Source organism: Pseudomonas abyssi (genome assembly GCF_002307495.1).
Taxonomy (GTDB): Bacteria; Pseudomonadota; Gammaproteobacteria; order Pseudomonadales; family Pseudomonadaceae; genus Halopseudomonas; species Halopseudomonas abyssi.
Map to the genome: position 1 here is coordinate 73,907 of NZ_NTMR01000024.1, position 24,177 is coordinate 98,083.

Consider the following 24,177-nt stretch of genomic DNA (forward strand, 5'->3'; position numbering starts at 1 on the left):
CTAGCTCCCCCGGTAGGTCGAATAGCCCCACTGGTTGAGCAGCAGCGGCACGTGGTAATGGGCCTGAACATCGTCCAGGCGGAAGGCGATGGTGACCTGCGGGTAAAAACAGCGCAGGCCCTGGTCTGCGTAATAGCCGTCGGTGTCGAAGGTCAGGCGATAGACACCGGCGACCGCTTCGCTGCCAAAACCGTTCAGCACGCGGCCGTCGGCGTCGGTTTCGGCGCTGGCCAGCGTGACCCAGCTGTCGCCCTGCTGCTGTTCAAGGGTAATGCGCACACCGGCGGCGGGCTTGCCGCTGCCGAGGTCGAGAATATGGGTGGTAATCGGGCTCTTGCTCATAGCAGCTTGTCCAGACGAATGTGGGTGATCTTGGCCTGTTCTTCAGCGGCGATGCGCAGCTCCTGCTCGCGGCTGTTGGGCAGGCGTTGCTCCAGCAGCTCAAGCATCTGTTCGGCGCTCTTGCCGGTGGCGCAGACAATGAAGATAAAGCCGAACTTGTCGAAGTAGGCGTCGTTGCCGTCTTTCAGGCGCTGCAGTATCTCATCAGGCGCAACACGCGCGCCGGCCTGCTCGCCGCTGGCCAGCGCTTCGGTGCTGGCGTACTTGGCTTTCAGGCTCTTGATGTCGCCGATCTTCGGGTGCGCCTCAAAGGCCACCAGCCAGTCGGCCTCGTGCAGGTTGGGCCAGAGCGCGCGGGCGGTGCCGTGCAGCGCTTCGGCACTGTGATAGGGGCGGGCGACGACCATCGGGCGCGCCCAGGCATCAGCGGCGCAGCAGTCACGAAAGACCGCCAGCGCTTCGTCTTCAGGCAGGGTGTTCAGGTGTTCTAAAGTCATTTTGTCTCCACCGGCTGTTGCGGTGTCTCAAGGGTGTGGTCCTGTTTCATCAGATCGCGCAGTTGCGGCCAGCTCACGCCGCGACGGCGCTCGCGCGGGGCAGCCGGCTTGCCGAGGGCCAGCAATTCGGCACTGATCGATACCGCCACTTCCATCGGCCGCTTGCCCGGCACATCGCTGCGCCCAACGGGGCAGCGAATGCGGGCGATCTGCTCGTCGCTGTAGCCGCGATGGGCCAGCCGCTGACGGAAGCGGTCGGCCTTGGTCTGCGAGCCGATCAGGCCGATCGAGGCAGCATCGCCGGCGTCCAGCAGGGCGCGGCACAGGTCGTAGTCGAGCTGGTGATTGTGGGTCAGGATCAGCACATGGCGGCCACGGCACAGCACCGGGGCATCGCCGACCGGATCGTCGCTGTGCAGCGCCCTGATATTCGGCGCCAGGTCAGCCGGGAACACCTCGGCGCGGGAATCCACCAGCGTCACCTGCCAGGGCAGTTGGCCCATGATCGTCATCAGCGCCTGCGCTACATGGCCGGCGCCAAATACCACCAACTGCGCATCGCTGCCGGGCTGGCCTTCGAGCAGTACCGAGACGCTGCCGCCGCAGCACTGGCCCAGCGACGCGCCCAGCGGAAAGTGCTCCAGCAGCGTCTCGTAACGACCGGCAGCCAGCTGCTCGCGGGCCCGGGCGGTGACCAGATACTCCAGATGACCGCCGCCGATGGTGTCCCAGGTGTGTTCGCCGCTGATCACCATCTTGCTCGACGGCTCACGCGGCACCGAGCCGGCAACACCGACCACGGTGACCAGCGCATAGGGCTCGCCGCGCTGCTCGCAGTCGGCGACCGCCTCGAACCAGCGCAGTTGCTTGTTCATGACACGGCCTCCTGTTCGGCCAGCGCCCACTGGCGCGCTGCCGTCACTGCCGCCAACATGCGCTCGGGGGTGGCCGGGGTGTCCAGCGGCGGGCTATAGCGGTAATCGGTCAGGCTGGCTACGGCGTCGCGCAGGGCGCTCCAGACCGCAATGCCGAGCATCAACGGCGGCTCGCCCACGGCCTTGGAACGGAATACCGTGGCTTCCTTGTTCGGGCTGTTGGCCAGCAGGTTGACGCGCAGGTCCGGCGGCGTATCCGACACCGCCGGAATTTTGTAGGTCGCAGGGCCAGTAGTCAGCAGGCGGCCCTGGTCGCTGTAGACCAGCTCCTCGGTGGTCAGCCAGCCCATACCCTGGACAAAACCGCCCTCAATCTGACCGATGTCGATTTCCGGGTTCAGCGACTGCCCGGCGTCGTGCAGGATGTCGGTGCGCAGCACCCGGTACTCGCCGGTCAGGGTATCCAGCACTACCTCGGAGCAGGCAGCGCCGTTGGCGTAATACAGGAACGGGTGGCCCTGGCCCTTGGCGTGGTCGTAGTAGATGTTCGGCGTGGCGTAAAAGCCGGAGGAGGACAGGGCGATGCGGTTCATGTAGGCCTTCTGGATAAAGTCGGCCCAGTCCAGACGGATGTCGCCCGCTACCAGTTGGTTGTTCTCGAAGCGCACGGCGCTCTGCTCACAGCCATATTCGGCGGCGGCAAAGGCAATCAGCCGCGCCTTGATCTTCTCGCAGGCGTCCAGCGCCGCCATACCGTTCAGGTCCGAGCCGGAGGAGGCGGCGGTGGGCGAGGTGTTGGGTACCTTGTCGGTACGCGTGGCGGTCACCTTGACCTTATCGACGTCGACCTGGAACGCCGCTGCCACCACCTGCGCTATCTTGATGTACAGGCCCTGACCCATCTCGGTGCCGCCGTGGTTCACCTGCAGGCTGCCGTCGGTGTAGATCAGCACCAACGCGCCTGCCTGGTTGAGGTGCTTGGCGGTAAAGGAGATACCAAACTTGACCGGCGTCAGCGCCAGCCCGCGCTTGAGCACCGGGCTCTGCTGGTTGAAGGCGCGGATCTCGGCGCGGCGGGCCTGATAGTCCGAGCTGGTCTCCAGCTGGCTGATCAGCTCCGGCAGCACGTGATGGGTAATAGTCTGGCCGTAATGGGTGGTATCGCGGCCTTCGCGATACAGATTGCGCTTGCGCACCTCCAGCGGGTCGAGCTGCAGATAGCGGGCAATGTCGTCCACCGCCTGCTCGATCACCATCATGCCCTGCGGGCCGCCGAAGCCGCGGAAGGCGGTGTTGGAGACGGTGTGGGTCTTGCAGCAATGGCCGGTGACCCGCGCCTGATCCAGATAATAGGCGTTGTCGGAGTGGAACATCGCGCGCTCGACAATCGCATTGGACAGGTCCGGTGAGTAGCCGCAGCGCCCGGCCACCATGATCTCGGCACCCTGAATCACGCCCTGCTCGTCAAAACCGATGTCGTAGGTATTGAAAAAGTCATGGCGCTTGCCGGTCTGCACCATGTCATCCGGGCGCGACAGGCGATACTTCACCGCGCGCCCGGTGGCGTTGGCCAGCAGGGCCGCGACGCAAGCCACCGGTGCGGCCTGGGTTTCCTTGCCGCCAAAGCCGCCACCCATGCGGCGGACCTCGGTGGTCACGGCATGAATCGGCACGCCGAGCACTTCAGCCACCAGCTTCTGTACCTCGGAGGGATGCTGACTGGAGGTGTGCACGAACATGCCACCGTCTTCCTGCGGCAACGCCACGCAGGCCTGACCTTCCAGATAGAAGTGCTCCTGCCCGCCGACGTTGATTTCGCCCTTGAGGCGATGCGGCGCGCCGGCCAATGCCGCATCCGGGTCACCGCGCTGCTGGGTGTGGCTGGGACGCACGAAGAACTGCTTCTCCAGCGCCTCACGGGTGTCCAGCACCGCATGCAGTGGCTCGTACTCGACCTTGGCCAGCTTCGCCGCCTTGCGCGCAGCGGTATGGCTGGTGGCCGCCACCGCGAAGATCGGCTGACCAATATGCTCGACCAGCTCGCCAGCCAGTACCGGGTCGCCGGGAAAAACCGGCCCGATATCGGTGTGGCCGGGCACGTCATCGACCGTCAGTACCGCCACCACACCGGGATAGGCGCGGACGGCGGACAGGTCCATGCTCTTGATCCGGGCATGCGCCTGCTCGCTATGGCCGACCGCCGCGTGCAGGATGCCTTCAGGCTCGGGCAGATCATCGATATAGCGAGCCTGACCACTGACGTGCAGCCAGGCGCTGTCGTGCAGCGTGCTCTGACCTGCCACGCCGACCGGCTGGCCGCTCTGGCGAGAGATGTCACGGGGCAGTTTACGCATAGTCGGTCACCGTCAGGGCTGGGGCACCGGTCTCGCCGGCACGACTTTCAAGGAGGGCGCGCAGCAGCAGGTTACCGGCCACCGACATGCGGTAGCTGGCCGAGGCGCGCACATCGGACAGCGGCGAGAAGTCGCTCGCTAGCGCCGCCTGCGCGGCCGCCACGGCGGTGTCATCAAAGACGGCACCGCGCAGCGCCGCTTCCGCCGCCGTTGCACGCTTGGGAATACCCGCCATACCGCCAAACGCCAGCCGGCAATCACTGACCGTATCGCCGTCAAACTGCAGCCAGAAGGCACCCAACACGGCGGAGATGTCGTCATCCAGCCGCTTGGAAATCTTGTAGATAAACAGCCGCTGGTTATCTTGCGGGCGCGGCACCTGCACGGCGCGAATGAATTCGCCCGGCGCCAGCCGGGTTTTCTTGTAGTCCACGAAGAAGTCTTCCAGCGCCAGCCAACGCTCGCCATCGGCGCCGTCGAGCTGAATCTGCGCGCCAAGGGCGATCAGCGGCGGCGGCATGTCACCGATGGGCGAGGCGTTACCGATATTCCCGCCGAGGGTGCCACGGTTACGTACCTGCAGTGAGCCAAGACGCTCCAGCATGCCGGCAAAGGCCGGCCAGTCGGCACAGAGCGTAGGAGCAAACTCGCTGTAGGTCGCAGCCGACCCGATGGTCAGGTTTTGTTCGTCGCAGTCCAGGGCGTGCAGCGCGGCAACCTGCTCCACCGAGATCAGCCGCGGCAGGGTCTTGAGCTGCTGGGTAATTTCCAGCGCCAGGTCGGTGCTGCCGGCCACCAGTCGGGCATCCGGGTTGGCCGCCAGCAGGCTGCGCAGTTCGCTCAGCTCCACCGGCGCGTCAAAGCGCTTGCCCTCGTCATCTTCCAGGCTGGCGGCGCGTGCGCGGGTGTCGCTGAAGGTCTGCGCCGGTGCAGGTTCGAACAAGGCGGCACCATCCCAGTGCTGCACCGCATCGACCAGGGTGCGGCGACCCGCTTCGAGAATCGGCCGATAGCCGGTACAGCGGCACAGGTTGCCGGCCAGCGCCTCCATCAACTGGTGTTCGCTGGCGGTGCTGTTGCTGCCGGCTACCTGCTGATGCAGACCCACCATCGACATGATAAAGCCCGGTGTACAGAAGCCGCACTGCGAACCACTGCACTCGACCATGGCCTGCTGCACCGGATGCGCCTGCTGCGGCGACAGCGCGTCCACGGTAATCAGGTGCTTGCCATGCAGCGAGCCGATCAGGCTGATGCAACTGTTGATTGCCGTATAATGCGCGCCCGCGTCGTCGGCAGGGCTACCCAGCAGCACGGTACAAGCTCCGCAGTCACCGGAGGCGCAGCCTTCTTTGGTGCCACTAAGCCGCTTTTTGGTGCGCAGCCAGTCAAGGATGCTCATGTTTGGGTCAGCACGGTCAAGTTTTTCCGGCTGGCCATTTAGATAGAACTCAATCACGGTCGTCTCCGCTCTATGCACGGTTTGGCCCATTCAGGCGGGTTCAGGCGTGGCGCCACAGCAGTGGCGCACACAGAGGCTGGGAGTAGATTTGCAAAAACTTGACCAACTAGTCCGAAAAATTGATTTTCGCGGTTTTTTGACTTTTGGCAAGCAAATTGCTCTGACAGAAAATGTTGATTGATTGGTCAGTTATTAATAGGGCGTCGTCGCCCGGCCTGTCATCTATACGCGCCGGTACAACGCCCATAGAGGAAACTGAATGGCAACCGCACAACGCCTGAAGCTGGAAAACATCGTCAAGGAGTACCCCGGATGCCGGGCGAACGACGGTGTCCAGCTCACAGTCAACGCAGGCGAAATTCATGCTTTGCTCGGCGAGAACGGCGCCGGCAAGAGCACCTTGATGAAAGTCATCTACGGCGTCATCCAGCCCGACGCCGGCAGTATCACCTGGAACGGCCATCCGCTGACCCTGCAAGGTCCAGCCCACGCCCGGGAACTGGGCATCGGCATGGTGTTTCAGCACTTCTCGCTGTTTGAAACCCTGACAGTAGCCGAGAACATCGCCCTCAGCCTGCCGGCCGATCAGGCCCGCGACCGGCGCAAACTGGAAGCCCGCATCAGCGAGGTCTCCGAGCACTACGGCATGGCGCTGGACCCGCGTCGTTACGTCAACAGCCTGTCGATTGGCGAGCGCCAGCGGGTCGAGATCGTCCGCTGCCTGATTCAGGAAAGCTCACTGCTGATTCTCGATGAGCCGACCTCGGTGCTGACCCCGCAGGAGGTCGAAACCCTGTTCCGTACCCTGCGCCAGCTGTCGCATGAGGGCTGCAGCATTCTATTTATCAGCCACAAGTTGCAGGAAGTGCGTGACCTCTGCCACCGCGCCACCGTGCTGCGCCAGGGCCGGGTGACCGGCGAGTGCAACCCGGCCGAGGTCAGCACCGACGACATCGCCCGCATGATGGTCGGCAACGAAACTCCGCTGTCCACCCAGGTCGAGCCGCGCGAGCCGGGCGAGGTGCTGTTGAACGTGCGTGAACTGAACTACCGCACCAGCGACCCCTTCGGCACCAGCCTGCAGGCCCTGAGCATGAGCCTGCGCGCCGGCGAAATCGTCGGCATTGCCGGCGTCGCGGGCAATGGCCAGGACGAGCTGCTGCGCGCCCTGTCGGGCGAGGCGCTGGTCAGCAACGACAGCATCACCCTCAACGGTGTGGCCATCGGCCAGGCCAAGCCCGCTGTCCGTCGCCGCCTGGGCGTGGCGGTGGTGCCGGAAGAACGCCTGGGCCGCGGCGCGGTGCCATCCATGTCGCTGGTCGACAACAGCCTGCTGACCGCCTATGGCGAAGGCATGGTGAACACCGGCTGGGTCGCCATGGGCAAGGTGCGTGACTATGCCAGTCGTATTGTCGAGGCCTTCGGCGTGCGCACCGCCAGCATCGACAGCCACGCCGCCAGCCTGTCCGGCGGCAATCTGCAGAAATTCATCATCGGCCGTGAAGCCATGCAGCAACCCAAGCTGCTGGTGGCCTCGCACCCGACCTGGGGAGTTGATGTCGGTTCGGCGGTTGCCATCCACGAGGCGCTGGTGCGTCTGCGTGACGAAGGCGCCGCCGTGCTGCTGATCTCCGAGGACCTGGACGAGCTGTTCCAGCTCTGTGGCCGCATGGGCGCGATCTGCGCCGGTCGGCTGTCGCCGCTGGTCAACACCAGTGAGCTGACCATTGAACGACTCGGCCAGTGGATGGCCGGTGATTTCCCCAGCGCTGCACCTTCGGAGGTTTCCCATGCTGTCGCTTGAGCGTCGCGCCGTCGACTCCCGCGCCATGCAGTGGGCCTCCCCGTTGCTGGCACTGATCCTTACCATCATCACCGGCATGGGCATTTTTATGGCCCTGGGCAAGGACCCGGTCGAGGGCCTGACCTTCTTCTTCCTGACCCCGTTGAGCGATAAACACGGCTGGGCCGAGCTGGGCCTGAAGATGGCACCGCTGCTGCTCTGCGCGGCCGGCCTGACCATCTGCTACCGCGCCAAGCTGTGGAATATCGGCGCCGAAGGGCACTTCCTGATGGGGGCACTGTGGGCCAGCGCGGCTGCTCTGCAGTTCAGCGACCAGAGCGGCCCCTGGGTGCTGCCGCTGGTGCTGATCGCCGGCATGGTCGCCGGTGCCGCCTGGGCATTGCTGGCGGGGCTGCTGAAAACGCAGTTCCACTGCAACGAGATCCTCACCACTATCATGCTCAACTACATCGCCCTGAACCTGCTGCTGTACGCGGTTCACGGCCCGCTGAAGGATCCGTACGGCTTCGGCTTTCCGCAGTCGGAGATGTTCGCCGCCTCGGCGCTGTTGCCCAAGCTGATCCCCGATACCCGCCTGCACATCGGCCTGTTGTTCGGCCTGCTGGCGGCGGTCGCGGTCGGCGTGCTGTTCGCCCGCACCTTCGTCGGCTTCCAGCTCAAGGTGCTGGGCCAAGACGAGCGCGCCGCCGCCTTCGCCGGCTTCCCGGCCAAGCGTCTGACTCTGCTGGCGTTCATTCTGGCCGGTGGTCTGGCCGGTCTGGCGGGTGCGTCGGAAGTGACCGGCCCGCTCGGCCAGCTGGTGCCGCAGGTGTCACCCGGCTACGGCTATACCGCGATCATCGTGGTATTCCTCGGGCGCATGCAGGCGGTCGGCATTGTGCTGGCGGCCGCGCTGCTGGCACTGACCTTCATGGGCGGCGAGATGCTGCAGATCGCCATGGCGCTGCCCAAGGCGATCACCGGGCTGTTCCAGGGGCTGCTGCTGTTCTATCTGCTGACCTGTGACGCCTTTATCCACTACCGCATTCGCATTCGTCGGGCCCCCAAGGCCGTAGCAGGGGAGGCCTGAGATGGACGCCGTACTGATTACCAACGTACTCGCCGCGACCGTAGTCGCCGGCACCCCGCTGCTGCTGGTCGCCCTGGGTGAGCTGGTGTGCGAGCGCTCCGGCGTGCTCAACCTCGGCCAGGAAGGCATGATGCTGATGGGCGCGGTGATCGGCTTTATCGCCGCCACCTCCACCGGCAGCCTGAGCATGGGCATTCTGGCAGCCATGCTGGGCGGCGTGCTGATGTCCATGCTGTTCGCGCTGATGGCCATCACCCTGGCCGCCAACCAGTATGCCGCCGGCCTGGCGCTGACCATCTTCGGCATCGGCCTGAGCTCCTTTGTCGGCAGCGGCTTTGTCGGTCAGTCGATCGACGGCTTCGACAAGATTGCCATTCCGCTGCTGTCGGACATCCCGGTCATCGGCCCGGTGCTGTTCAACCAGGACCTGCTGGTCTACGGCTCGCTGCTGATCTTTGTACTGGTGTTCTGCTTTCTCAAGTACAGCCGCGGCGGCCTGATTCTGCGCGCCGTCGGCGAGTCCCCGGAAGCGGCCAACGCCAATGGCCTGAAAGTGCTGCCGGTGCGCTACATGGCCGTCGCCTTTGGTGGCGCCATGGCCGGCCTGGCGGGCGCCTACCTGTCGCTGGCCTACACCCCCATGTGGACCGAGAACATGACTGCCGGTCGCGGCTGGATCGCGCTGGCCCTGGTGGTATTCGCCACCTGGAAACCCGAGCGTGTGCTGCTCGGCGCCTATCTGTTCGGCGCCGCCAGCATCTTGCACCTGGTGCTGCAGGGGCTCGGCTGGAACAGCTCGACCGAGCTGCTGGCCATGCTGCCCTATGTCGTCACCATCATTGTCCTGGTGCTGTTGTCGTGGAATCCCGCGCGGACCCGCCTCAACACACCCCTATCAATCGGCCAACCCTATAGGCCGAGCAAATAACTTGAGCACCCACTATGCCAATCAAAACTAAATCACTGATTCCAGGAAGCATCGAATATGAGCACACTGCAAAAAACCCTGATCGCCGCTTGCATCGCAGGCGCCTTTGTCCCGGCTGCACACGCTGAGAAGTATTTCTCCGACTCCAGCATTTCGATTCTGTACAGCGACGACTATCAGGCCTTCGGCAAGACCAAGACCACGCAAACGTTCTTTACCTTCGAGAACGCGACCGGTCACGACTGGGGCAGCACCTTCTTCTTCGTTGACCGCAACCAGGGTCACGGCAAGGACACTGACACTGACGATCTGTATGGTGAATTCGCGCCTAACCTGAGCCTGAGCTGGCTGACCGGCAACAAGCTGGGCGGCGATGGCCTGATCAAGGACTTTACTCTGTCCGGTCAGTACGAGTTTGGCGGCGGCACCAACGTCAACAACTACATGGTCGGTCCGGGTATCGACTGGAACATGCCGGGCTTCATGTACTTCGCGACCCGTTTCTACTACGTAGACAACAGCGAGACCTCTGACGATTATCAAACCACCGTCGTCTGGGGCAAGGCGATGGAATTTGGCAGCACCCGTATCCTGTTCGACGGTTACATTGACTGGTCCACTGCCGAAGACGACCACAAGTCCGACTTCCACTTCAACCCGCAGCTGAAGCTGGACCTGGGTAACTACCGTGGCAGCCCGGGCGTACTCTACGCAGGTATCGAGTACTCCTACTGGAACAACAAGTACGGTCTGAATGATGATGTGATGGACACCGAAAGCGCCGTCAGCGCGCTGGTGAAATTCCACTTCTGACAACACCCATGGGGCCGGTCAGGCCGGCCCCGCACTGGAACAAGGCGACGGATGACCATGACCAGCAAGAGCAAACCCCGGAGTTACAAGCCCGGCCGCATTCGCGAACGCAACCACGAGATCATTCTGGCGGCAGCGGAACAGGAATTTGCCTTGCACGGCTATCGTGGTGCCACCATCCAGAACATCGCCGAACGGGCCGAACTGCCCAAATCGAACGTGCTGTATTACTTCAGCAACAAGAAGAAGATCTATGCAGCCATGTTCGACGATATTCTCTCGCGCTGGAACGCCGTGTTCTCCAGCGTGACCGTCGACGACGACCCCGCCGAGGCGCTGGCCAGCTTTATCCGCGCCAAGGTCGAGATGTCCCGTCTGTACCCGCTGGCCTCCCGGCTGTTTGCCATGGAGATCATGCAGGGTGCGCCCTTTTTGATGACCCACCTGCGTACCAACATGCGCGAATGGGTGCGTGGCCGCGCCGCCGTGATGCAGCAATGGATCGATCAGGGCCGCATGGCACCGGTAGACCCGGTACAACTGATTTTCCTGATCTGGTCCTCAACCCAGCACTACGCCGATTTCCAGGTGCAGGTGCTGATGGTTGAAAACAAGGCCGAGTACGAACAGAAAGACTTTGACCACGCCGCCAACTTCCTCACCGAAGTGATCCTGCGTGGCTGTGGTCTGGCCGTACCCGCAACAGCCGTGCAGAGCGCACGCACGGCCTAGGGTCTGTTGACGCTTCATTCATCAGCCTGCCCTAAACCCTTCCGCCGGTGGTGCTGAGCGCTGCTGCGGGGGATAATACCAACCCGTTTTAATGTGTTCCGCTCGGACAGCCTCCGAGGAAGACATCAGCCAAGCTGACCGCTTCCGTGCCCGCCGTGCCGTCACAGTGTCCTGAACCGACGCTGCGTCAGTTCAGTCACCTGCCAGGAGTAGCCAGTGAGCCAGTTTGCGCTGCGTGATGCAGCTATCTTTACCGTCGATCCGCACAACCGCGTCATCCACCGCGGCACGCTCATCGTGCAGGACGGGCGCATCAGCGCCGTCGGCCCCAGCGACGAGCTGATCATCCCGCCCGGCGTGCCGGTGATCGACGCCAGCGGCCACGCGCTGCTGCCCGGTCTGATCGACGCCCACTCCCATTCCAGCCTGATGCGCGGCGTGACCGAGAACATGCAGCTGATGGACTGGCTGCCCTGGTATCAGCTGGAACACCGCGCGCTCACCGAAGAGTACGCCTTCCACTCGGCGCGCCTGTGCTATCTGGAAGCGCTGAAGAGCGGCACCACCTGCGTGATGGACATGTACCGCTTTATGCACCGCTGCGCCGATGCCGCCGGTGAGGTCGGATTGCGGGTGAATCTGGCGCCCTACGTGGCCGACGCACCCGGCAAGGACTTCTTCGCCACCCGCGCCGAGAACCGCGCGCTGATCCACAGCCACCACGACGCACAGAACGGTCGTATTCAGGTCTGGATGGGGTTGGAGCACCTGTTCTACTGCACCGCCGATGCCTACCGCGAAGCGCTGGAATGCCAGGCCGAATACGGCGTCGGCATTCACACCCACGCCAGCGAGCAGAAGGAAGAAGACGACGCCGTCAAAGCCGAGTTTGGTCGCCGCTCCATCGCCCAGCTGGATCACTACGGCATCCTCGGTGAGCGCACCCTGCTGGCCCATTGCGTCTGGCTGACCGACGAGGAGATCAAGCGCGTCGCCGACACGGGCACCAGCATCGCCCACTGCCCGATCAGCAACGCCAAGCTCGCCAGCGGCGTCGCCCGCGTGCCGGAAATGCTCGCCGCCGGCATCACCGTTGGCCTCGGCACCGACGGCCCGGTGTGCAACAACAGCCTCAGCCTGTTCGAGGAAATGAAGTTCGCCTCGCTGATCCAGAAGGCCACCCGGCTGGACGCCACCGTGCTGCCGGCCGACCAGATCCTGCGCATGGCGACCATCAACGGTGCTCGCGCCCTGGGCCTCGGTGATCGCATCGGCTCGCTGGAAGTCGGCAAGCAGGCCGACCTGCTGCTGCTCGATCTGGCCCAACCCAACCTGACACCGACCGAGATCAATAACGCCGGCGGCAATCTGTTGTGGAATCTGGTCTTCGCCGCCGACGCCCGCAACGTCGCCGCGGTCTGGGTTGATGGCCGGCAGTTGATCGACAACGGCCGCGCCACCCGGGTGAGCGAACAGACGGTTATCGCTGAGGCCCAGCAGCAGGGCCTCGCACTCTTTCAGCAGTGTCGCGATATCGCGCACCTGCGTACCTCGATGATCTAAACGACTGCCCGCCCGCAGTCAGGAGCCAAACCATGCAATCACTGCCCCTTATTTCCGTCGCTGGCCTGAACAGCGAAGACCCCGCCGTCCGCGCCGAGACCGCTCGCCAGCTGGGCGTTGCCTGCCGTGAAATCGGTTTCTTCTACGCCGTCGACCACGGCGTCCCGGAAGACGTCATGGCCGGCGCCTTCGCCAACGCCAAACGGGTGTTCGAGCTACCGCTGGAGACCAAGCAGGCCATGTCGATCAAGAAATCACCGCACAACCGCGGCTACGTCGCCATGGCCGACGAAAAACTCAACCCGGAAGCGGGTGCGGACATGAAGGAAGCCTTCAACATCGGCACCGACTTCCCGGCCGACCACCCGGATGTACTGGCCGGCAAGCCTTTTCGCGGCGTCAACTTCTGGCCACCGATCGACGGCTGGCGCGACGCCATGCTCGGTTACTTCGACGGCTGCCTGAACCTCGGCCGGCTGATCCACAAGGGGTTTGCCATCGACCTGGGCCTGCCGGAGGATTTCTTCGCCGCGCATCTGGATAGTCCGATCGCCACCCTGCGCATGCTGCGCTATCCGGCCAGCGCCGGTCAGATTGACCGCGAAGACGGCGGCGCCGGCGCCCACACCGACTACGGCAACGTCACCCTGCTGGCCACCGACAAGGTCGCCGGCCTACAGGTGCTGACCCGTCAGGGTCAATGGATCGACGCCCCGCACGTACCGGGCGCCTTCGTCTGCAACATCGGCGACTGCCTGATGCGCTGGAGCAACGACACCTACGTCTCCACCCCGCACCGCGTGCGCCCGCCGGAGCAGGAACGCTACTCCATCGCCTTCTTCCTGGAAGTGAACCCCGACTCCATCGTCGACCCGCGTGACGTGATCCCGGATGAAGCGCCGAAGTACGAGCCGATTACCTGCGCCGAATACCTCACCGCCCGCCTGAATGCCACCTACGAGCACCGGGTAGAACGCAGCTAAGCCAGCACCGGGCAGGCCAAGCAGAAACCCGGCCTGCCCGGCTACTGCAACCCGGGCAAGTCGCGAAACAGATCCAGCGCTTCGGGGTTGGCCAGCGCGTCGGTGTTCTTCACCGGCAGACCGTGCACCACGTTGCGTACCGCCAGTTCGACGATCTTGCCACTGCGGGTGCGCGGGATATCGCTGACCGCGATGATCTTCGCCGGCACGTGACGCGGGGTGGCGTTGGCGCGAATCACCTGGCGGATCTCCGCCTCCAGTGCCGAATCCAGCGTCACACCGTCGCGCAGGCGCACGAACAGCACCACCCGCACATCGCCCTGCCACTGCTGGCCGATGGCGAGCGATTCCAGCACCGCCTCGACCTTTTCCACCTGCCGATAGATTTCCGCAGTACCAATACGCACGCCACCGGGGTTAAGCACTGCATCCGAGCGGCCATGGATAATCAGCCCGCCGTGCGGCGTCTCTTCAGCGTAATCGCCGTGCGCCCAAACGCCGGGGAAGCGCTCGAAGTAGGCGGCGCGGAAGCGGCTGCCGTCCTCGTCCTTCCAGAAGCCCAGCGGCATCGACGGGAAAGGTTTGCTGCAGACCAGCTCGCCCTTGCCCTCGGCCAGCCGCTGGCCCTCGTCATCCCACACCTCGACCGCCATGCCGAGGCCCTTGCACTGCAGTTCGCCACGCCAGACCGGCGCGGTCGGGTTGCCAAGGGCGAAGCAGGAGACGATGTCGGTGCCGCCGGAGATCGACGACAGGCACAGGTCCGGTTTGAAGCAGCGGTAGACGTAGTCAAAACCCTCGTGCGCCAGCGGTGAACCGGTCGACAGCACCGCCTTCAGGCGGCTCAGCTGGTGGCTGCGATTCGGCTCGACACCGGCCTTCTCCAGCGCGGCCAGGTACTTGGCGCTGGTGCCGAAAATACTAATGTTTTCCGCGTCGATCAGGTCGATCAGTCGCTCGGCAGAGGGCTCAAACGGCGAGCCATCGTAGAGCACCAGCGTCGCGCCCAGCGCCAGCCCGGAGACCAGCCAGTTCCACATCATCCAGCCGCAGGTGGTGAAGTAGAACAGCACGTCTTCGCTGCCCAGATCGGTGTGCAGGCCGTGTTCCTTGAGGTGCTGCAGCAGGGTGCCACCGGCACCGTGAACGATGCACTTGGGCACCCCGGTGGTGCCGCTGGAATACAGAATGTAGAGCGGCTGGGCAAAGGGCAGGGCGGTGAACGCCGGGCTGCCGGCCGGCTGGCTTACGTCGTCCCAGTGGGCGGTCGAGACCACCGAGGCAAACTCCGCCAGACACGGCTCCACACCACCGTAAGGCACCATGATCAGCTGCTGCAGGCCGCCCAGCTGCGGCAGGATTTCCGCGAGCTTGCTGCCCATATCCAGCTGCTTACCGGCGTAGCGGTAACCGCTGCAGGCGATCAGCACCCGCGGCTCAATCTGGCCGAAGCGGTCGACCACGCCCTGCGCACCAAAATCCGGCGAACAGGATGACCAGACCGCGCCAATACTGGCCGCCGCCAGCATGCCGACCACCGTCTGCCAGGTATTGGGCATCAGCGCCGCGACCCGATCACCGGGCTGCACACCGAGCGCCAGCAGGTGCTGCTGCAACCCGGCCACCCGCGCGGCCAGCTCGGCGTAGCTGAGCTGTTCACGCTGACCGTCTTCGCTGATCGCAATCAGCGCCGGATGGTCGTCGCGCCGGCGCAGCAGGTGGGCAGCAAAATTCAGCTCGGCACCGGCAAACCACTGCGCGCCGGGCATGGCATCCGGGTTATCCAGCACCCGCTGCGGCGGGGTGCTGAAGTCCACCGCAAAGAAGTCCGCCACTGCCTGCCAGAAGTCCGCAACCGCGCCGACGCTCCACTGATGCAGCGCGGGGTAGTCGGCCAACGCCAGCCCATGGCGCTGATTGATAAAGCGCCGGAAGCCATCCATCCGGCTGGCCGCAACCCGCTCCGGGCTCGGCCGCCACAAGGGTTCGCTCATGCCTGCTCCCGCGCCAGCAAGGCCCGCGCCACGCGCGAGCCGTTGGCTTTGCCCAGCACGTTGCAGATGTGCTGCCCGGCCTGCACCAGCGCCGCCATGTCCACACCCGTCTCGATGCCCAGCCCATTGAGCAGGTAGAGCACGTCTTCGCTGGCGACGTTGCCGGTCGCGCCCTTGGCGTAGGGGCAACCGCCGAGCCCGGCGACCGAGCTGTCGAATACCGCCACGCCTTCCAGCAGGCTGGCGTGGATATTCGCCAGCGACTGCCCGTAGGTATCGTGAAAATGCCCGGCCAGCAGGCTGCGGTCGATATCGCGGCCAACCACCTCGATCAGCCGGCGGGTATCGCCTGCGGTGCCGACGCCGATGGTGTCGCCGAGCGAGACCTCGTAGCAGCCGCTGTCGAGCAGCTCGCGGGCAATCGCTGCTACCTGCTCCGGTGCCACGTCACCGTCAATCGGGCAACCCAGCACACAGGAGATATAACCACGCACCCGCACGCCGTGCTCCCTGGCCGCGGCCATGATCGGCTCAAAGCGCTGCAGGCTCTCGGCAATCGAGCAATTGATGTTCTTTTGCGAGAACCCCTCGCTGGCGGCGGCAAACACCGCCACTTCCTTCACCCCGGCGGCGAGCGCGCCCTCAAAGCCCTTGAGGTTCGGCGCCAGCGCCGCGTAGGTCACGCCGGGCTGTTGCTGAATCGCGGCAAATACTTCGGCCGAGCCGGCCATCTGCGGCACCCACTTGGGCGAAACGAAGCTGCCGACTTCGATATAACGCAGCCCGGCAGCGCTCAGGTCATCGACCAGACGCACCTTGTCGGCGACGCTGATCGGTTGTTTTTCGTTTTGCAGGCCATCGCGCGGACCGACTTCGACCAGACGCACCTGTTGCGGCATGCTCATGCCGTTGCCTCCTCAGCAAGCGGTTGCAGCGCCACCAGCACCCGGCCTTCGTCAACCAGATCACCCTCGGCGCAGTGAACGGCCGTGACCTCTCCGGCCTCGGCAGCGCGAATACTGTGCTCCATTTTCATTGCCTCGACCACCACCAGCAACTCGCCAGCGGCGACCTGCTGACCCGGCTCGACCAGCACCCGCACCACGCTGCCGTTCATCGGTGCTGTCAGCCCGCCGTGGCCGTGTTGCCGGGCCTCTACCTCGCTGACCGGGTCCACCAGGGTGACCCGTTGCAACTGCCCGTTCCACTCGACAAACAGCCACTGACCGCGGCGTTGCACGCGATGACGACGCCCCTCAACCAGCAACTGACCGCCCTGCAGGCTGACGCCGGCAGCGGGCAGGGCACGTGCCTCGGCCTCGCCACAACGCAGATGCAGGCGCTGCTCGCCGGCCAGTCCGAGGCGCAACTCGGAGGCGCTGGCCCAGGGGCTGTGCGGGTCATCAGCGCGCCTGTCCGCGGGCTGAGTCAGCAACCAGGCGCGGGCCGCCAGCGCCCAGAAGGCGTCGGGCAGCGGGGCCGGTGCAGGCAACAGGACGTCGGTATGACGGGCGATAAAACCGGTGTCCAGCTCGGCGGCAGCAAAGGCCGGATGCGCCAGCACCCGGCGCAGGAAGGCGAGGTTGCTGTGCACTCCGCCCAGCTGCTGCTCGGCCAGCATCGCCAGCAGACGGCGGCGGGCGGTTTCCCGGTCTTCACCCCAGGCGATCAGCTTGCTCAGCATCGGGTCATAGAACGGCGAGACGCGGTCACCTTCGACCACCCCGCTGTCGACCCGCCGCCCAACGCCCGCAGCCGGTTCGCGGTAGAGCGTCAGCTCGCCGCTGGCGGGCAGAAAGTCCTGCTCCGGGTCTTCGGCATAGAGCCGCACTTCAATCGCGTGACCGCGCAGCACAATCTGCTCTTGGCTCAGCGGCAGCGGTTGCCCTTGAGCCACGCGCAGCTGCCAGGCGACCAGATCCTGCCCGGTGATCAGTTCGGTCACCGGGTGCTCGACCTGCAGGCGGGTGTTCATCTCCATAAAGAAGAACTCACCACGGGCGTCGAGCAGAAACTCCACGGTCCCGGCGCCCACGTAGCCAATGGCGCGCGCCGCGGTGACCGCCGCCTCGCCCATGGCGCGTCGCAGCTCGGGCGACAATCCGGGCGCTGGCGCTTCTTCCACCACCTTCTGGTGGCGACGCTGGATCGAGCAGTCGCGCTCGGCCAGATACACCGCGTTGCCGTGCTGATCGGCAAACACCTGAATCTCGACGTGGCGCGGCTGCAGCACGTATTTCTCGACCAGCATGCGCGCATCGCCAAAGGCCGCCTGCGCTTCACGCTGGGCGGAGGACAGCGCCTCGCTCAGCTCCGCTTCCGATTCGACCACCTTCATGCCCTTGCCGCCGCCGCCAGCCGCTGCCTTGAGCAGCACCGGGTAGCCGATCTTGGCGGCCTCGGCACGGAAGGTCTCCAGCGCCTGATCGGCGCCGTGATACCCGGGCACCAGCGGCACCCCGGCGGTTTCCATCAGCGCCTTGGCCGCCGACTTGCTGCCCATGGCGTCAATCGCGCTGGCCGGCGGGCCGACAAAGATCAGCCCGGCGGCGGCGACCGCGCGGGCAAAGTCGGCGTTCTCCGAGAGAAAGCCGTAACCGGGGTGAATGGCATTGGCGCCGGCGGCTTTGGCTGCGGCGATGATCGCCTCAACCTTGAGGTAACTGTCACTCGGGCGGGCGCCACCGAGGTTGACCGCCTGATCGGCGCTGCGCACGTGCAGGGCATCGCGGTCGGTCTCGCTGTGCACCGCCACGGTAGCGATACCCAGCTCGCGCGCGGTGCGCATGATGCGGCAGGCAATTTCGCCGCGGTTGGCAATCAGCAGGGATTCAATCATGGCTCGCGCACCAGTCGGGTTGGCGTTTTTCCAGGAAGGCCGACAGACCCTCCTGACCTTCGGGGCTGATCCGCACCCGGGCAATCGCCGCCTCGGTGTAGCGGCGCAGCGGGGTGCTCATTTCACCCAGCCCGACTTCCTGCAGCAGCGCCTTGGTGGCCATCATCGCCTGCGGGCCGTTCTGCAGCAGGTTGGCGACCCACTGATCGAGCGCCGCCTCCAGCCCGGCCGCCGGATAACACTCAGCCAGCAGCCCCAGCTCGCGGGCCCGCAGCCCGTCAAAGCGCTCGGCGGTCAGCGCGTAGCGGCGGGTGGCACGGGCACCGATGGCCTGGGTGACGTACGGGCTGATCACCGCCGGCAGCAGACCAATGCGCACCTCCGACAGACTGAACAGCGCGTCCTCCGCGCCAATCGCCATGTCGCAGCAGCTGATCAGCCCGAGCGCCCCACCAAAGGCCGCGCCCTGCACCACCGCCAGCGTCGGCACCTTGAGCTGTGCCAATGAGGCCATCAGCTGCGCCAGCTCGCGGGCGTCGTCCAGGTTGGCGTTGTAATCCAGCGCCGCGCAGTCGCGCATCCAGGCCAGATCAGCACCGGCAGAGAAGTGCTTGCCACGCCCCCGCAGCAGCATAAAGCGCACCGCCGGGTTGGCCGCTACCGCATCCAGGGCGTCCAGCAGCTCGCGGATCATCTGCGCGTTGAAGGCGTTGTTCTTGCTTGCGCGAGCAAGCCAGAGCGTCGCCACACCGTTTTCGCGGAATTCAATTTCTATAGTCTGGTACTGGCTCATTCGATTCTTCTCGATTAGTGACTGGCGCGCTCTTGCTCGCGCAGCTGCAAGCCGCAAGCTACAAGCGGCAAGCTGTCCGTGCAGCCCACAAGCTCGTTTGCTAACCCAAGCCAACGCAGGGTTACCTGCCTCGCAAAAAACGCTCCGCCGGCTCGGTCAGCTTGAAGCTTGCGGCTTGCGGCTTGCGGCTGATGTGCGCCGCTACATCCGAAACACACCGAACGTGCTAGCCGGTATAGGCGCTCCCAACGCCGCCGAAATCGCCAACCCCAGCACATCCCGCGTCTGCGCCGGGTCGATCACGCCGTCGTCCCACAGGCGGGCGCTGGCGTAGTAGGGGTGACCCTGGCGTTCGTATTGATCGAGGATCGGCCGGCGCAGGGCTTCGGCCTGCTCGGCGCTGAACTGCTCGCCACTGCGCTCGGCCTGCTCCTGCTTGACCTGCACCAGCACGCCCGCGGCCTGTTCGGCGCCCATCACCGAGATGCGCGCATTCGGCCACATCCACAAAAAACGCGGATCGTAGGCGCGGCCGCACATGCCGTAGTTACCGGCGCCAAAGCTGCCGCCGATGATCACCGTGAACTTGGGCACCCTCGCGCAGGCCACCGCGGTCACCAGCTTGGCGCCGTGCTTGGCGATGCCGCCTTCCTCGTACTTCTTGCCGACCATAAAGCCGGTAATGTTCTGCAGGAACAGCAGCGGAATGCCGCGCTGGCAGGCCAGTTCGATAAAGTGCGCGCCCTTCTGCGCGGCCTCGGAAAACAGGATGCCGTTGTTGGCGAGAATCGCCACCGGATAGCCGTGCAGATGCGCAAAACCGCAGACCAGCGTGGTGCCGAACAGCGCCTTGAACTCATCGAACGCGCTGTCGTCGACCAGCCGCGCAATCACCTCGCGCACGTCGAACGGCTGCTTGCTGTCGGCCGGAATCACCCCGTACAGCTCCTCCACCGGATAGCGCGGCGGCAGCACCGGGCGGCAGTTCAGCTCACCCTGCTTGTGCCAGTTCAGATTGGCGATGCAGCGGCGGGCCAGAGCCAGCGCGTGTTCGTCGTTCTCGGCGTAATGGTCGGCCACGCCCGAGGTGCGGCAATGCACATCCGCACCGCCCAGCGCCTCGGCGCTGACCACTTCACCCGTCGCCGCCTTCACCAGCGGCGGCCCGGCGAGGAAGATAGTCGCCTGTTCGCGCACCATGATGGTCTCGTCGGCCATCGCCGGCACATAGGCGCCACCCGCGGTGCACGAGCCCATCACCACAGCAATCTGCGGAATGCCCGCTGCGCTCATATTGGCTTGGTTGAAGAAGATGCGCCCGAAGTGCTCACGGTCCGGGAACACCTCGTCCTGCCGTGGCAAGTTAGCGCCGCCCGAATCAACCAGATAGACGCAGGGCAGGCGGTTCTCGCGGGCGATGGTTTGCGCCCGCAGGTGCTTCTTCACGCTCAGCGGATAATAGGAGCCACCCTTCACCGTGGCGTCATTGGCGATGATCATGCACTCAACGCCCTCGATCCGGCCAATACCGGCAATCACCCCGGCCGCCGGAACCGACTCACCATAGACCTCATGGGCGGCCAGCTGGCCGATCTCCAGAAAAGCCGAACCCGGATCGAGCAGCGCATCCACCCGCTGACGCGGCAGCAGCTTGCCGCGCGCCAAATGCCGCGCATTCGCCGCCTCGCCACCGCCCTGGGCAATGGCGGCAAGCAGGGCTTGCAGGTCGCTGACCAGGGAGCGCATGGCCTTCGCGTTGGCCGCGTATTCCGGTGAGGTGGGGGTGATTTGGGTTGGTAGAATGCTCATTGCACGCGCTCCCTGGCCAGCTGCAAGCCACAAGCTACAAGCTGCAAGCTGATCGCGGTCACTCCACTATTTTTGCCAGACGGAACTTCGGCACCCTCGTCGACTAGGTGCTCCCAACCCCGAGGCATCTCCGTGCTGCTTGCCGCTTGCAGCTTATAACTTGCGGCTGCCTCACCGCGTCTCATTAAACAACTCCCGTCCAATCAACATCCGCCGAATCTCACTGGTGCCCGCACCAATCTCGTACAGCTTGGCGTCGCGCAGCAGGCGGCCGGTGGGGTAATCGTTGATGTAACCGTTGCCGCCGAGAATCTGGATCGCGTCCAGCGCCATCTGGGTCGCGCGCTCGGCGGTGTAGAGAATCACCCCGGCGGCGTCCTTGCGGGTGGTCTCGCCACGGTCGCAGGCCTGTGCCACGGCATACAGATAGGCGCGGCTGGCGTTGAGCTGGGTATACATGTCGGCGACCTTGCCCTGGATCAGCTGGAACTCACCGATGCTCTGGCCGAACTGCTGACGGTCGTGGATATAGGGCACCACCACGTCCATGCAGCTCTGCATGATCCCGGTCGGGCCACCGGAAAGCACAACGCGCTCATAATCCAGCCCGCTCATCAGCACCTTCACGCCGCCGTTGACCTGACCAAGGATGTTCTCCACCGGCACCTCGACGTTGTCGAACACCAGCTCGCAGGTGTTCGAGCCGCGCATGCCCAGCTTGTCCAGTTTGGGACTGCGCGAGAAGCCGGCCCAATCGCGCTCGACGATAAAGGCGGTGATGCCGTACGGCCCTTTTTCCGGCTCGGTCTTGGCGTAAATGACGTAAACGTGCGCGTCCGGGCCGTTAGTGATCCACATCTTGCTGCCATTGAGCACGAAGTGGTCACCCTTTCGCTCAGCCCGCAGCTTCATACTGACTACATCGGAACCGGCGTTCGGCTCACTCATCGCCAGCGCCCCGATATGCTCGCCACTGATCAGCTTGGGCAGGTATTTTGCCTTCTGCTCCGGCGTGCCGTTGCGGTTGATCTGGTTCACGCACAGGTTGGAATGCGCCCCGTAGGACAAACCCACCGACGCCGACCCACGACTGATCTCCTCCATCGCCACCACATGCGCCAGATACCCCAGCCCAGAGCCGCCGTACTCCTCAGGCACGGTAATGCCCAGCAGCCCCATGTCACCAAAGCGCCGCCACATGTCCTCCGGAAACTGATTCTCCCGGTCGATCTCCGCTGCCCGCGGCGCCAGCTCGGCATCAACCAGATTGCGGGTCTGCTCGCGCAGCATGTCGATGGTCTCGCCAAGACCGAAGTTCAGCGATGGGTAATGCATGGAGTCACCTGTGTTTATTGTTGTTGGTGCATCAGTGTTGTTTTTCAGGGCAGGCCACGCCCGTGATGGTCAGCGCCCAGCCAGCTCCATATGCAGTAGCGGATAGGGCTTGCCCTGCCCATCGACCGGCGAGCGGCTGACCACCGCAAAGCCAACGTGCTCATAGAAGCCCAACGCCTGCACGTTCTGTTCGTTCACATCCACCTTAGTGGCGCCCTGATGTTCAATCGCGTACGTGCTCAAACGCGCGCCCACGCCCTGCCCACGGGCTTCGGGGGCGATAAACAGCATCTCGATATTGCCATCGCTGACGCCGCAAAAGCCCAGCACCTCGCCATCGCTGCCCTTGGCGACACGCAGATCCACCGCAGCAAAATACTGCTCCAGAATCAGCGGCTTCAGCTCCAGCAGATCAGCCTCGGCCAAAAAGTCATGGGTAGCGCGCACCGACGCCTCCCAGATGGTCAGGAGCTGCGGATACTGCGATTGATCGACGGTTTCTATATGCATGATTCACTCAAAAAAGGGGGGGGTGCGGTTGGCGTTAATTCGTTTGCTCCAGCGCCGTTCGACAACGTTCTTCTGCGGTATCCAGCTCGATCTGCATCTGCTCGATATCCAGCAACTGCTGCGCCAGCTGCGCACGGCGCTGGGTGATCTTGTCCAGAAAGGTCTCCAGCTGCTTGCGATTGCCGTGGCCCGGGTCGTACAGCTCAATCAGCTCCCGACACTCCGCCAGCGAAAACCCGATGCGCTTGCCGCGCAGAATCAGCTTGAGAATCACCTTGTCCTTAGGACTATAAACCCGCTCCTGCCCACGCCGCTCGGGGCTGAGCATGTTCTGCTCCTCATAAAAACGAATCGCCCGCGTGGTGATATCCAGCTCACGGGCGAGGTCGGAAATGCTGTAGGTCTGGGTCATGGAGCGGCAGCTTGGGTTGCTTTACGTTAACGTAAAGGTAAGCTGCTGGACGCTGGTGCGTCAAGCTGCAAGCTGCAAGCTGCAAGCTGCAAGCTGCAAGCTGCAAGTGATCAGCTTTATCTGCGGGCGAGAGAGTCAATATCTGGATTGCAACGAATACTGCCCCACTCACATCTACAAATAGAGGAGGACGAGACAGCCGCGATGTCGGACGCGGCGCTCAAGGGAAAAGTGACAAAAGGCTCAGTGCCAATCACCGAGTATGCGGTTTTTGGTGACCAGCGAACGGGGCCGACATCAAGTAAGTTTGGAAACTGCGTAACGCCTTGCTCACCGGAAAATCAGGAGCGTAGCGAGTGATTTTTCCGAGTGCAGCAACTTGTTATGCGCAGCTCTCAAATTTTAAAGATTTTTGTAAGCGTGATAATTGTCGAGCACATGATGGTAAAGAATTGCCGATTTTTTCCTTGCGGCAGGGTGGAAAGCGTTAATAAAGACAATCCCCTCATGCACATGAACCCGCTCACTCACTTTTTTAATCTCGGGGAATATATAGCGTTTAACTTGACTATATGTACCGCAAAGCACAACAACATCAGGCTTTATCAACTCAACTTGCCTTCTAACAAAAGTGGCAAATTCACTAGCATGTGTATCAAACGCCTTTTTATTGGTTGTAGCACTCCCAGAAGTCTTCCTTATATTTATGTATGCAATGTTCTTAATTGCGTTTTTTTCATTTAGCTTTGCATCTTTGAATGGCGGCACAACCCCATCATAATTTTGAATCCCGTAAGCCCATCGTCCCACACGCCGAAGAACCTTTCCTCGCCACCATCCGCTTTTCTTAACGTCAATAGCTCTATTGATTGCAGTAACAACATTCTGCTTGGCTTTATTTGTTTCCTTTAAAACAAACAAAACTCTTTTTCCACTACTATCCCAATTCTCTTTTGAGATCACTCCGTCGTGGTTGAAGTGCCAGCCCTCCGGGAATGCCTCTTTCCAAGCAGCCATCAACTCATCAATACAAATTATTTCGGAAATTTCTTTATTATCCATG

Annotated in this window: 21 protein-coding genes; 7 read left to right on the forward strand and 14 right to left on the reverse strand. The window is 63.6% G+C overall.

Translation table 11 applies throughout. From position 1 onward, the window contains the following. Genes uraH through xdhA form a run of 5 tightly spaced genes read right to left on the reverse strand, consistent with a single transcriptional unit; the run spans position 1 to position 5,527 of the window. A complete protein-coding gene (uraH, locus tag CNQ84_RS16485; RefSeq protein WP_096005933.1) occupies positions 1–342 on the reverse strand; it encodes a hydroxyisourate hydrolase in 342 nt (113 codons plus the stop codon). Next, a complete protein-coding gene (uraD, locus tag CNQ84_RS16490; protein WP_096005934.1) occupies positions 339–839 on the reverse strand; it encodes a 2-oxo-4-hydroxy-4-carboxy-5-ureidoimidazoline decarboxylase in 501 nt (166 codons plus the stop codon). Before uraD ends, uraH begins: the two co-directional genes overlap by 4 nt. Then, positions 836–1,714: a xanthine dehydrogenase accessory protein XdhC gene (gene xdhC / locus CNQ84_RS16495; protein WP_096005935.1), complete on the reverse strand. Its 879-nt coding sequence runs from the start codon at positions 1,712–1,714 to the stop codon at positions 836–838. The genes uraD and xdhC overlap by 4 nt, the downstream gene beginning before the upstream one ends. Continuing rightward, entirely contained in the window at positions 1,711–4,068 is a 2,358-nt protein-coding gene (xdhB, locus tag CNQ84_RS16500) for a xanthine dehydrogenase molybdopterin binding subunit (RefSeq protein ID WP_096005936.1), read from the reverse strand. The genes xdhC and xdhB overlap by 4 nt, the downstream gene beginning before the upstream one ends. Beyond that, positions 4,061–5,527: a xanthine dehydrogenase small subunit gene (gene xdhA, locus CNQ84_RS16505; RefSeq protein ID WP_281254837.1), complete on the reverse strand. Its 1,467-nt coding sequence runs from the start codon at positions 5,525–5,527 to the stop codon at positions 4,061–4,063. Before xdhA ends, xdhB begins: the two co-directional genes overlap by 8 nt. Before the next feature lie 262 nt (positions 5,528–5,789). On the opposite strand from xdhA, the gene CNQ84_RS16510 reads away from it, so the two are divergent. The 7 genes from CNQ84_RS16510 to CNQ84_RS16540 all read left to right on the forward strand — a co-directional run bounded on the left by CNQ84_RS16510 (position 5,790) and on the right by CNQ84_RS16540 (position 13,422). Beyond that, positions 5,790–7,334 carry an ABC transporter ATP-binding protein gene (locus tag CNQ84_RS16510; RefSeq protein WP_096005938.1) on the forward strand — a complete coding sequence of 515 codons (1,545 nt, stop codon included), beginning with the start codon at positions 5,790–5,792 and terminating at the stop codon, positions 7,332–7,334. Continuing rightward, a complete protein-coding gene (locus CNQ84_RS16515) occupies positions 7,321–8,403 on the forward strand; it encodes an ABC transporter permease (RefSeq protein WP_096005939.1) in 1,083 nt (360 codons plus the stop codon). The genes CNQ84_RS16510 and CNQ84_RS16515 overlap by 14 nt, the downstream gene beginning before the upstream one ends. 1 nt (position 8,404) lies before the next feature. Further along, positions 8,405–9,331 (forward strand): ABC transporter permease, encoded by a 927-nt coding sequence (locus CNQ84_RS16520; protein WP_096005940.1) that lies wholly within the window; start codon positions 8,405–8,407, stop codon positions 9,329–9,331. Positions 9,332–9,388: 57 nt separating this feature from the next. Next, positions 9,389–10,144, forward strand: a complete 756-nt coding sequence (locus CNQ84_RS16525) for a hypothetical protein (RefSeq protein ID WP_096005941.1) — start codon at positions 9,389–9,391, stop codon at positions 10,142–10,144. Between the two features lie 57 nt (positions 10,145–10,201). Continuing rightward, positions 10,202–10,876 (forward strand): TetR/AcrR family transcriptional regulator, encoded by a 675-nt coding sequence (locus CNQ84_RS16530; RefSeq protein ID WP_096005962.1) that lies wholly within the window; start codon positions 10,202–10,204, stop codon positions 10,874–10,876. Between the two features lie 216 nt (positions 10,877–11,092). Then, on the forward strand, positions 11,093–12,439 hold the full coding sequence (locus CNQ84_RS16535) for an amidohydrolase family protein (protein ID WP_096005942.1): 1,347 nt from the start codon (positions 11,093–11,095) through the stop codon (positions 12,437–12,439). A 32-nt stretch (positions 12,440–12,471) separates the two neighbouring features. Beyond that, positions 12,472–13,422 carry an isopenicillin N synthase family dioxygenase gene (locus CNQ84_RS16540; RefSeq protein ID WP_096005943.1) on the forward strand — a complete coding sequence of 317 codons (951 nt, stop codon included), beginning with the start codon at positions 12,472–12,474 and terminating at the stop codon, positions 13,420–13,422. A 41-nt stretch (positions 13,423–13,463) separates the two neighbouring features. Here the strand turns inward: CNQ84_RS16540 and CNQ84_RS16545 are convergent, their stop codons facing one another. From CNQ84_RS16545 to CNQ84_RS16590, 9 genes are all read right to left on the reverse strand, one after another. Next, on the reverse strand, positions 13,464–15,416 hold the full coding sequence (locus CNQ84_RS16545) for an acetoacetate--CoA ligase (RefSeq protein WP_096005944.1): 1,953 nt from the start codon (positions 15,414–15,416) through the stop codon (positions 13,464–13,466). Continuing rightward, the gene (locus CNQ84_RS16550) at positions 15,413–16,321 is read right to left on the reverse strand and encodes a hydroxymethylglutaryl-CoA lyase (RefSeq protein WP_096005945.1); all 909 of its coding nucleotides are present in this window, start codon (positions 16,319–16,321) and stop codon (positions 15,413–15,415) included. The genes CNQ84_RS16545 and CNQ84_RS16550 overlap by 4 nt, the downstream gene beginning before the upstream one ends. After that, complete coding sequence (locus CNQ84_RS16555) at positions 16,318–18,255, reverse strand: acetyl/propionyl/methylcrotonyl-CoA carboxylase subunit alpha (RefSeq protein ID WP_096005946.1); 1,938 nt, start codon at positions 18,253–18,255, stop codon at positions 16,318–16,320. The genes CNQ84_RS16550 and CNQ84_RS16555 overlap by 4 nt, the downstream gene beginning before the upstream one ends. Then, positions 18,248–19,048, reverse strand: coding sequence for a gamma-carboxygeranoyl-CoA hydratase (locus CNQ84_RS16560; RefSeq protein WP_096005947.1), 801 nt, complete (start codon positions 19,046–19,048; stop codon positions 18,248–18,250). The genes CNQ84_RS16555 and CNQ84_RS16560 overlap by 8 nt, the downstream gene beginning before the upstream one ends. A 201-nt stretch (positions 19,049–19,249) precedes the next feature. Then, on the reverse strand, positions 19,250–20,857 hold the full coding sequence (locus CNQ84_RS16565; protein WP_096005948.1) for a carboxyl transferase domain-containing protein: 1,608 nt from the start codon (positions 20,855–20,857) through the stop codon (positions 19,250–19,252). A 171-nt stretch (positions 20,858–21,028) separates the two neighbouring features. Continuing rightward, complete coding sequence (locus CNQ84_RS16575) at positions 21,029–22,192, reverse strand: isovaleryl-CoA dehydrogenase (RefSeq protein WP_096005950.1); 1,164 nt, start codon at positions 22,190–22,192, stop codon at positions 21,029–21,031. Between the two features lie 69 nt (positions 22,193–22,261). Beyond that, on the reverse strand, positions 22,262–22,702 hold the full coding sequence (locus CNQ84_RS16580) for an acetyltransferase (RefSeq protein WP_096005951.1): 441 nt from the start codon (positions 22,700–22,702) through the stop codon (positions 22,262–22,264). A 34-nt stretch (positions 22,703–22,736) separates the two neighbouring features. Further along, positions 22,737–23,114 (reverse strand): MerR family transcriptional regulator, encoded by a 378-nt coding sequence (locus CNQ84_RS16585; protein ID WP_096005952.1) that lies wholly within the window; start codon positions 23,112–23,114, stop codon positions 22,737–22,739. 402 nt (positions 23,115–23,516) lie between these two features. Continuing rightward, a complete protein-coding gene (locus CNQ84_RS16590) occupies positions 23,517–24,176 on the reverse strand; it encodes a uracil-DNA glycosylase family protein (protein WP_096005953.1) in 660 nt (219 codons plus the stop codon). Position 24,177 lies beyond the last annotated feature (1 nt).

What these genes read in the sequence shown, in the direction of transcription:
- uraH (WP_096005933.1), bottom strand. Translation starts at nt 342, where the DNA reads ATGAGCAAGAGCCCGATTACCACCCATATTCTCGACCTCGGCAGCGGC.
- uraD (WP_096005934.1), bottom strand. Translation starts at nt 839, where the DNA reads ATGACTTTAGAACACCTGAACACCCTGCCTGAAGACGAAGCGCTGGCG.
- xdhC (WP_096005935.1), bottom strand. Translation starts at nt 1,714, where the DNA reads ATGAACAAGCAACTGCGCTGGTTCGAGGCGGTCGCCGACTGCGAGCAG.
- xdhB (WP_096005936.1), bottom strand. Translation starts at nt 4,068, where the DNA reads ATGCGTAAACTGCCCCGTGACATCTCTCGCCAGAGCGGCCAGCCGGTC.
- CNQ84_RS16510 (WP_096005938.1), top strand. Translation starts at nt 5,790, where the DNA reads ATGGCAACCGCACAACGCCTGAAGCTGGAAAACATCGTCAAGGAGTAC.
- CNQ84_RS16515 (WP_096005939.1), top strand. Translation starts at nt 7,321, where the DNA reads ATGCTGTCGCTTGAGCGTCGCGCCGTCGACTCCCGCGCCATGCAGTGG.
- CNQ84_RS16520 (WP_096005940.1), top strand. Translation starts at nt 8,405, where the DNA reads ATGGACGCCGTACTGATTACCAACGTACTCGCCGCGACCGTAGTCGCC.
- CNQ84_RS16525 (WP_096005941.1), top strand. Translation starts at nt 9,389, where the DNA reads ATGAGCACACTGCAAAAAACCCTGATCGCCGCTTGCATCGCAGGCGCC.
- CNQ84_RS16530 (WP_096005962.1), top strand. Translation starts at nt 10,202, where the DNA reads ATGACCAGCAAGAGCAAACCCCGGAGTTACAAGCCCGGCCGCATTCGC.
- CNQ84_RS16540 (WP_096005943.1), top strand. Translation starts at nt 12,472, where the DNA reads ATGCAATCACTGCCCCTTATTTCCGTCGCTGGCCTGAACAGCGAAGAC.
- CNQ84_RS16545 (WP_096005944.1), bottom strand. Translation starts at nt 15,416, where the DNA reads ATGAGCGAACCCTTGTGGCGGCCGAGCCCGGAGCGGGTTGCGGCCAGC.
- CNQ84_RS16550 (WP_096005945.1), bottom strand. Translation starts at nt 16,321, where the DNA reads ATGAGCATGCCGCAACAGGTGCGTCTGGTCGAAGTCGGTCCGCGCGAT.
- CNQ84_RS16555 (WP_096005946.1), bottom strand. Translation starts at nt 18,255, where the DNA reads ATGATTGAATCCCTGCTGATTGCCAACCGCGGCGAAATTGCCTGCCGC.
- CNQ84_RS16560 (WP_096005947.1), bottom strand. Translation starts at nt 19,048, where the DNA reads ATGAGCCAGTACCAGACTATAGAAATTGAATTCCGCGAAAACGGTGTG.
- CNQ84_RS16565 (WP_096005948.1), bottom strand. Translation starts at nt 20,857, where the DNA reads ATGAGCATTCTACCAACCCAAATCACCCCCACCTCACCGGAATACGCG.
- CNQ84_RS16575 (WP_096005950.1), bottom strand. Translation starts at nt 22,192, where the DNA reads ATGCATTACCCATCGCTGAACTTCGGTCTTGGCGAGACCATCGACATG.
- CNQ84_RS16580 (WP_096005951.1), bottom strand. Translation starts at nt 22,702, where the DNA reads ATGCATATAGAAACCGTCGATCAATCGCAGTATCCGCAGCTCCTGACC.
- CNQ84_RS16585 (WP_096005952.1), bottom strand. Translation starts at nt 23,114, where the DNA reads ATGACCCAGACCTACAGCATTTCCGACCTCGCCCGTGAGCTGGATATC.
- CNQ84_RS16590 (WP_096005953.1), bottom strand. Translation starts at nt 24,176, where the DNA reads ATGGATAATAAAGAAATTTCCGAAATAATTTGTATTGATGAGTTGATG.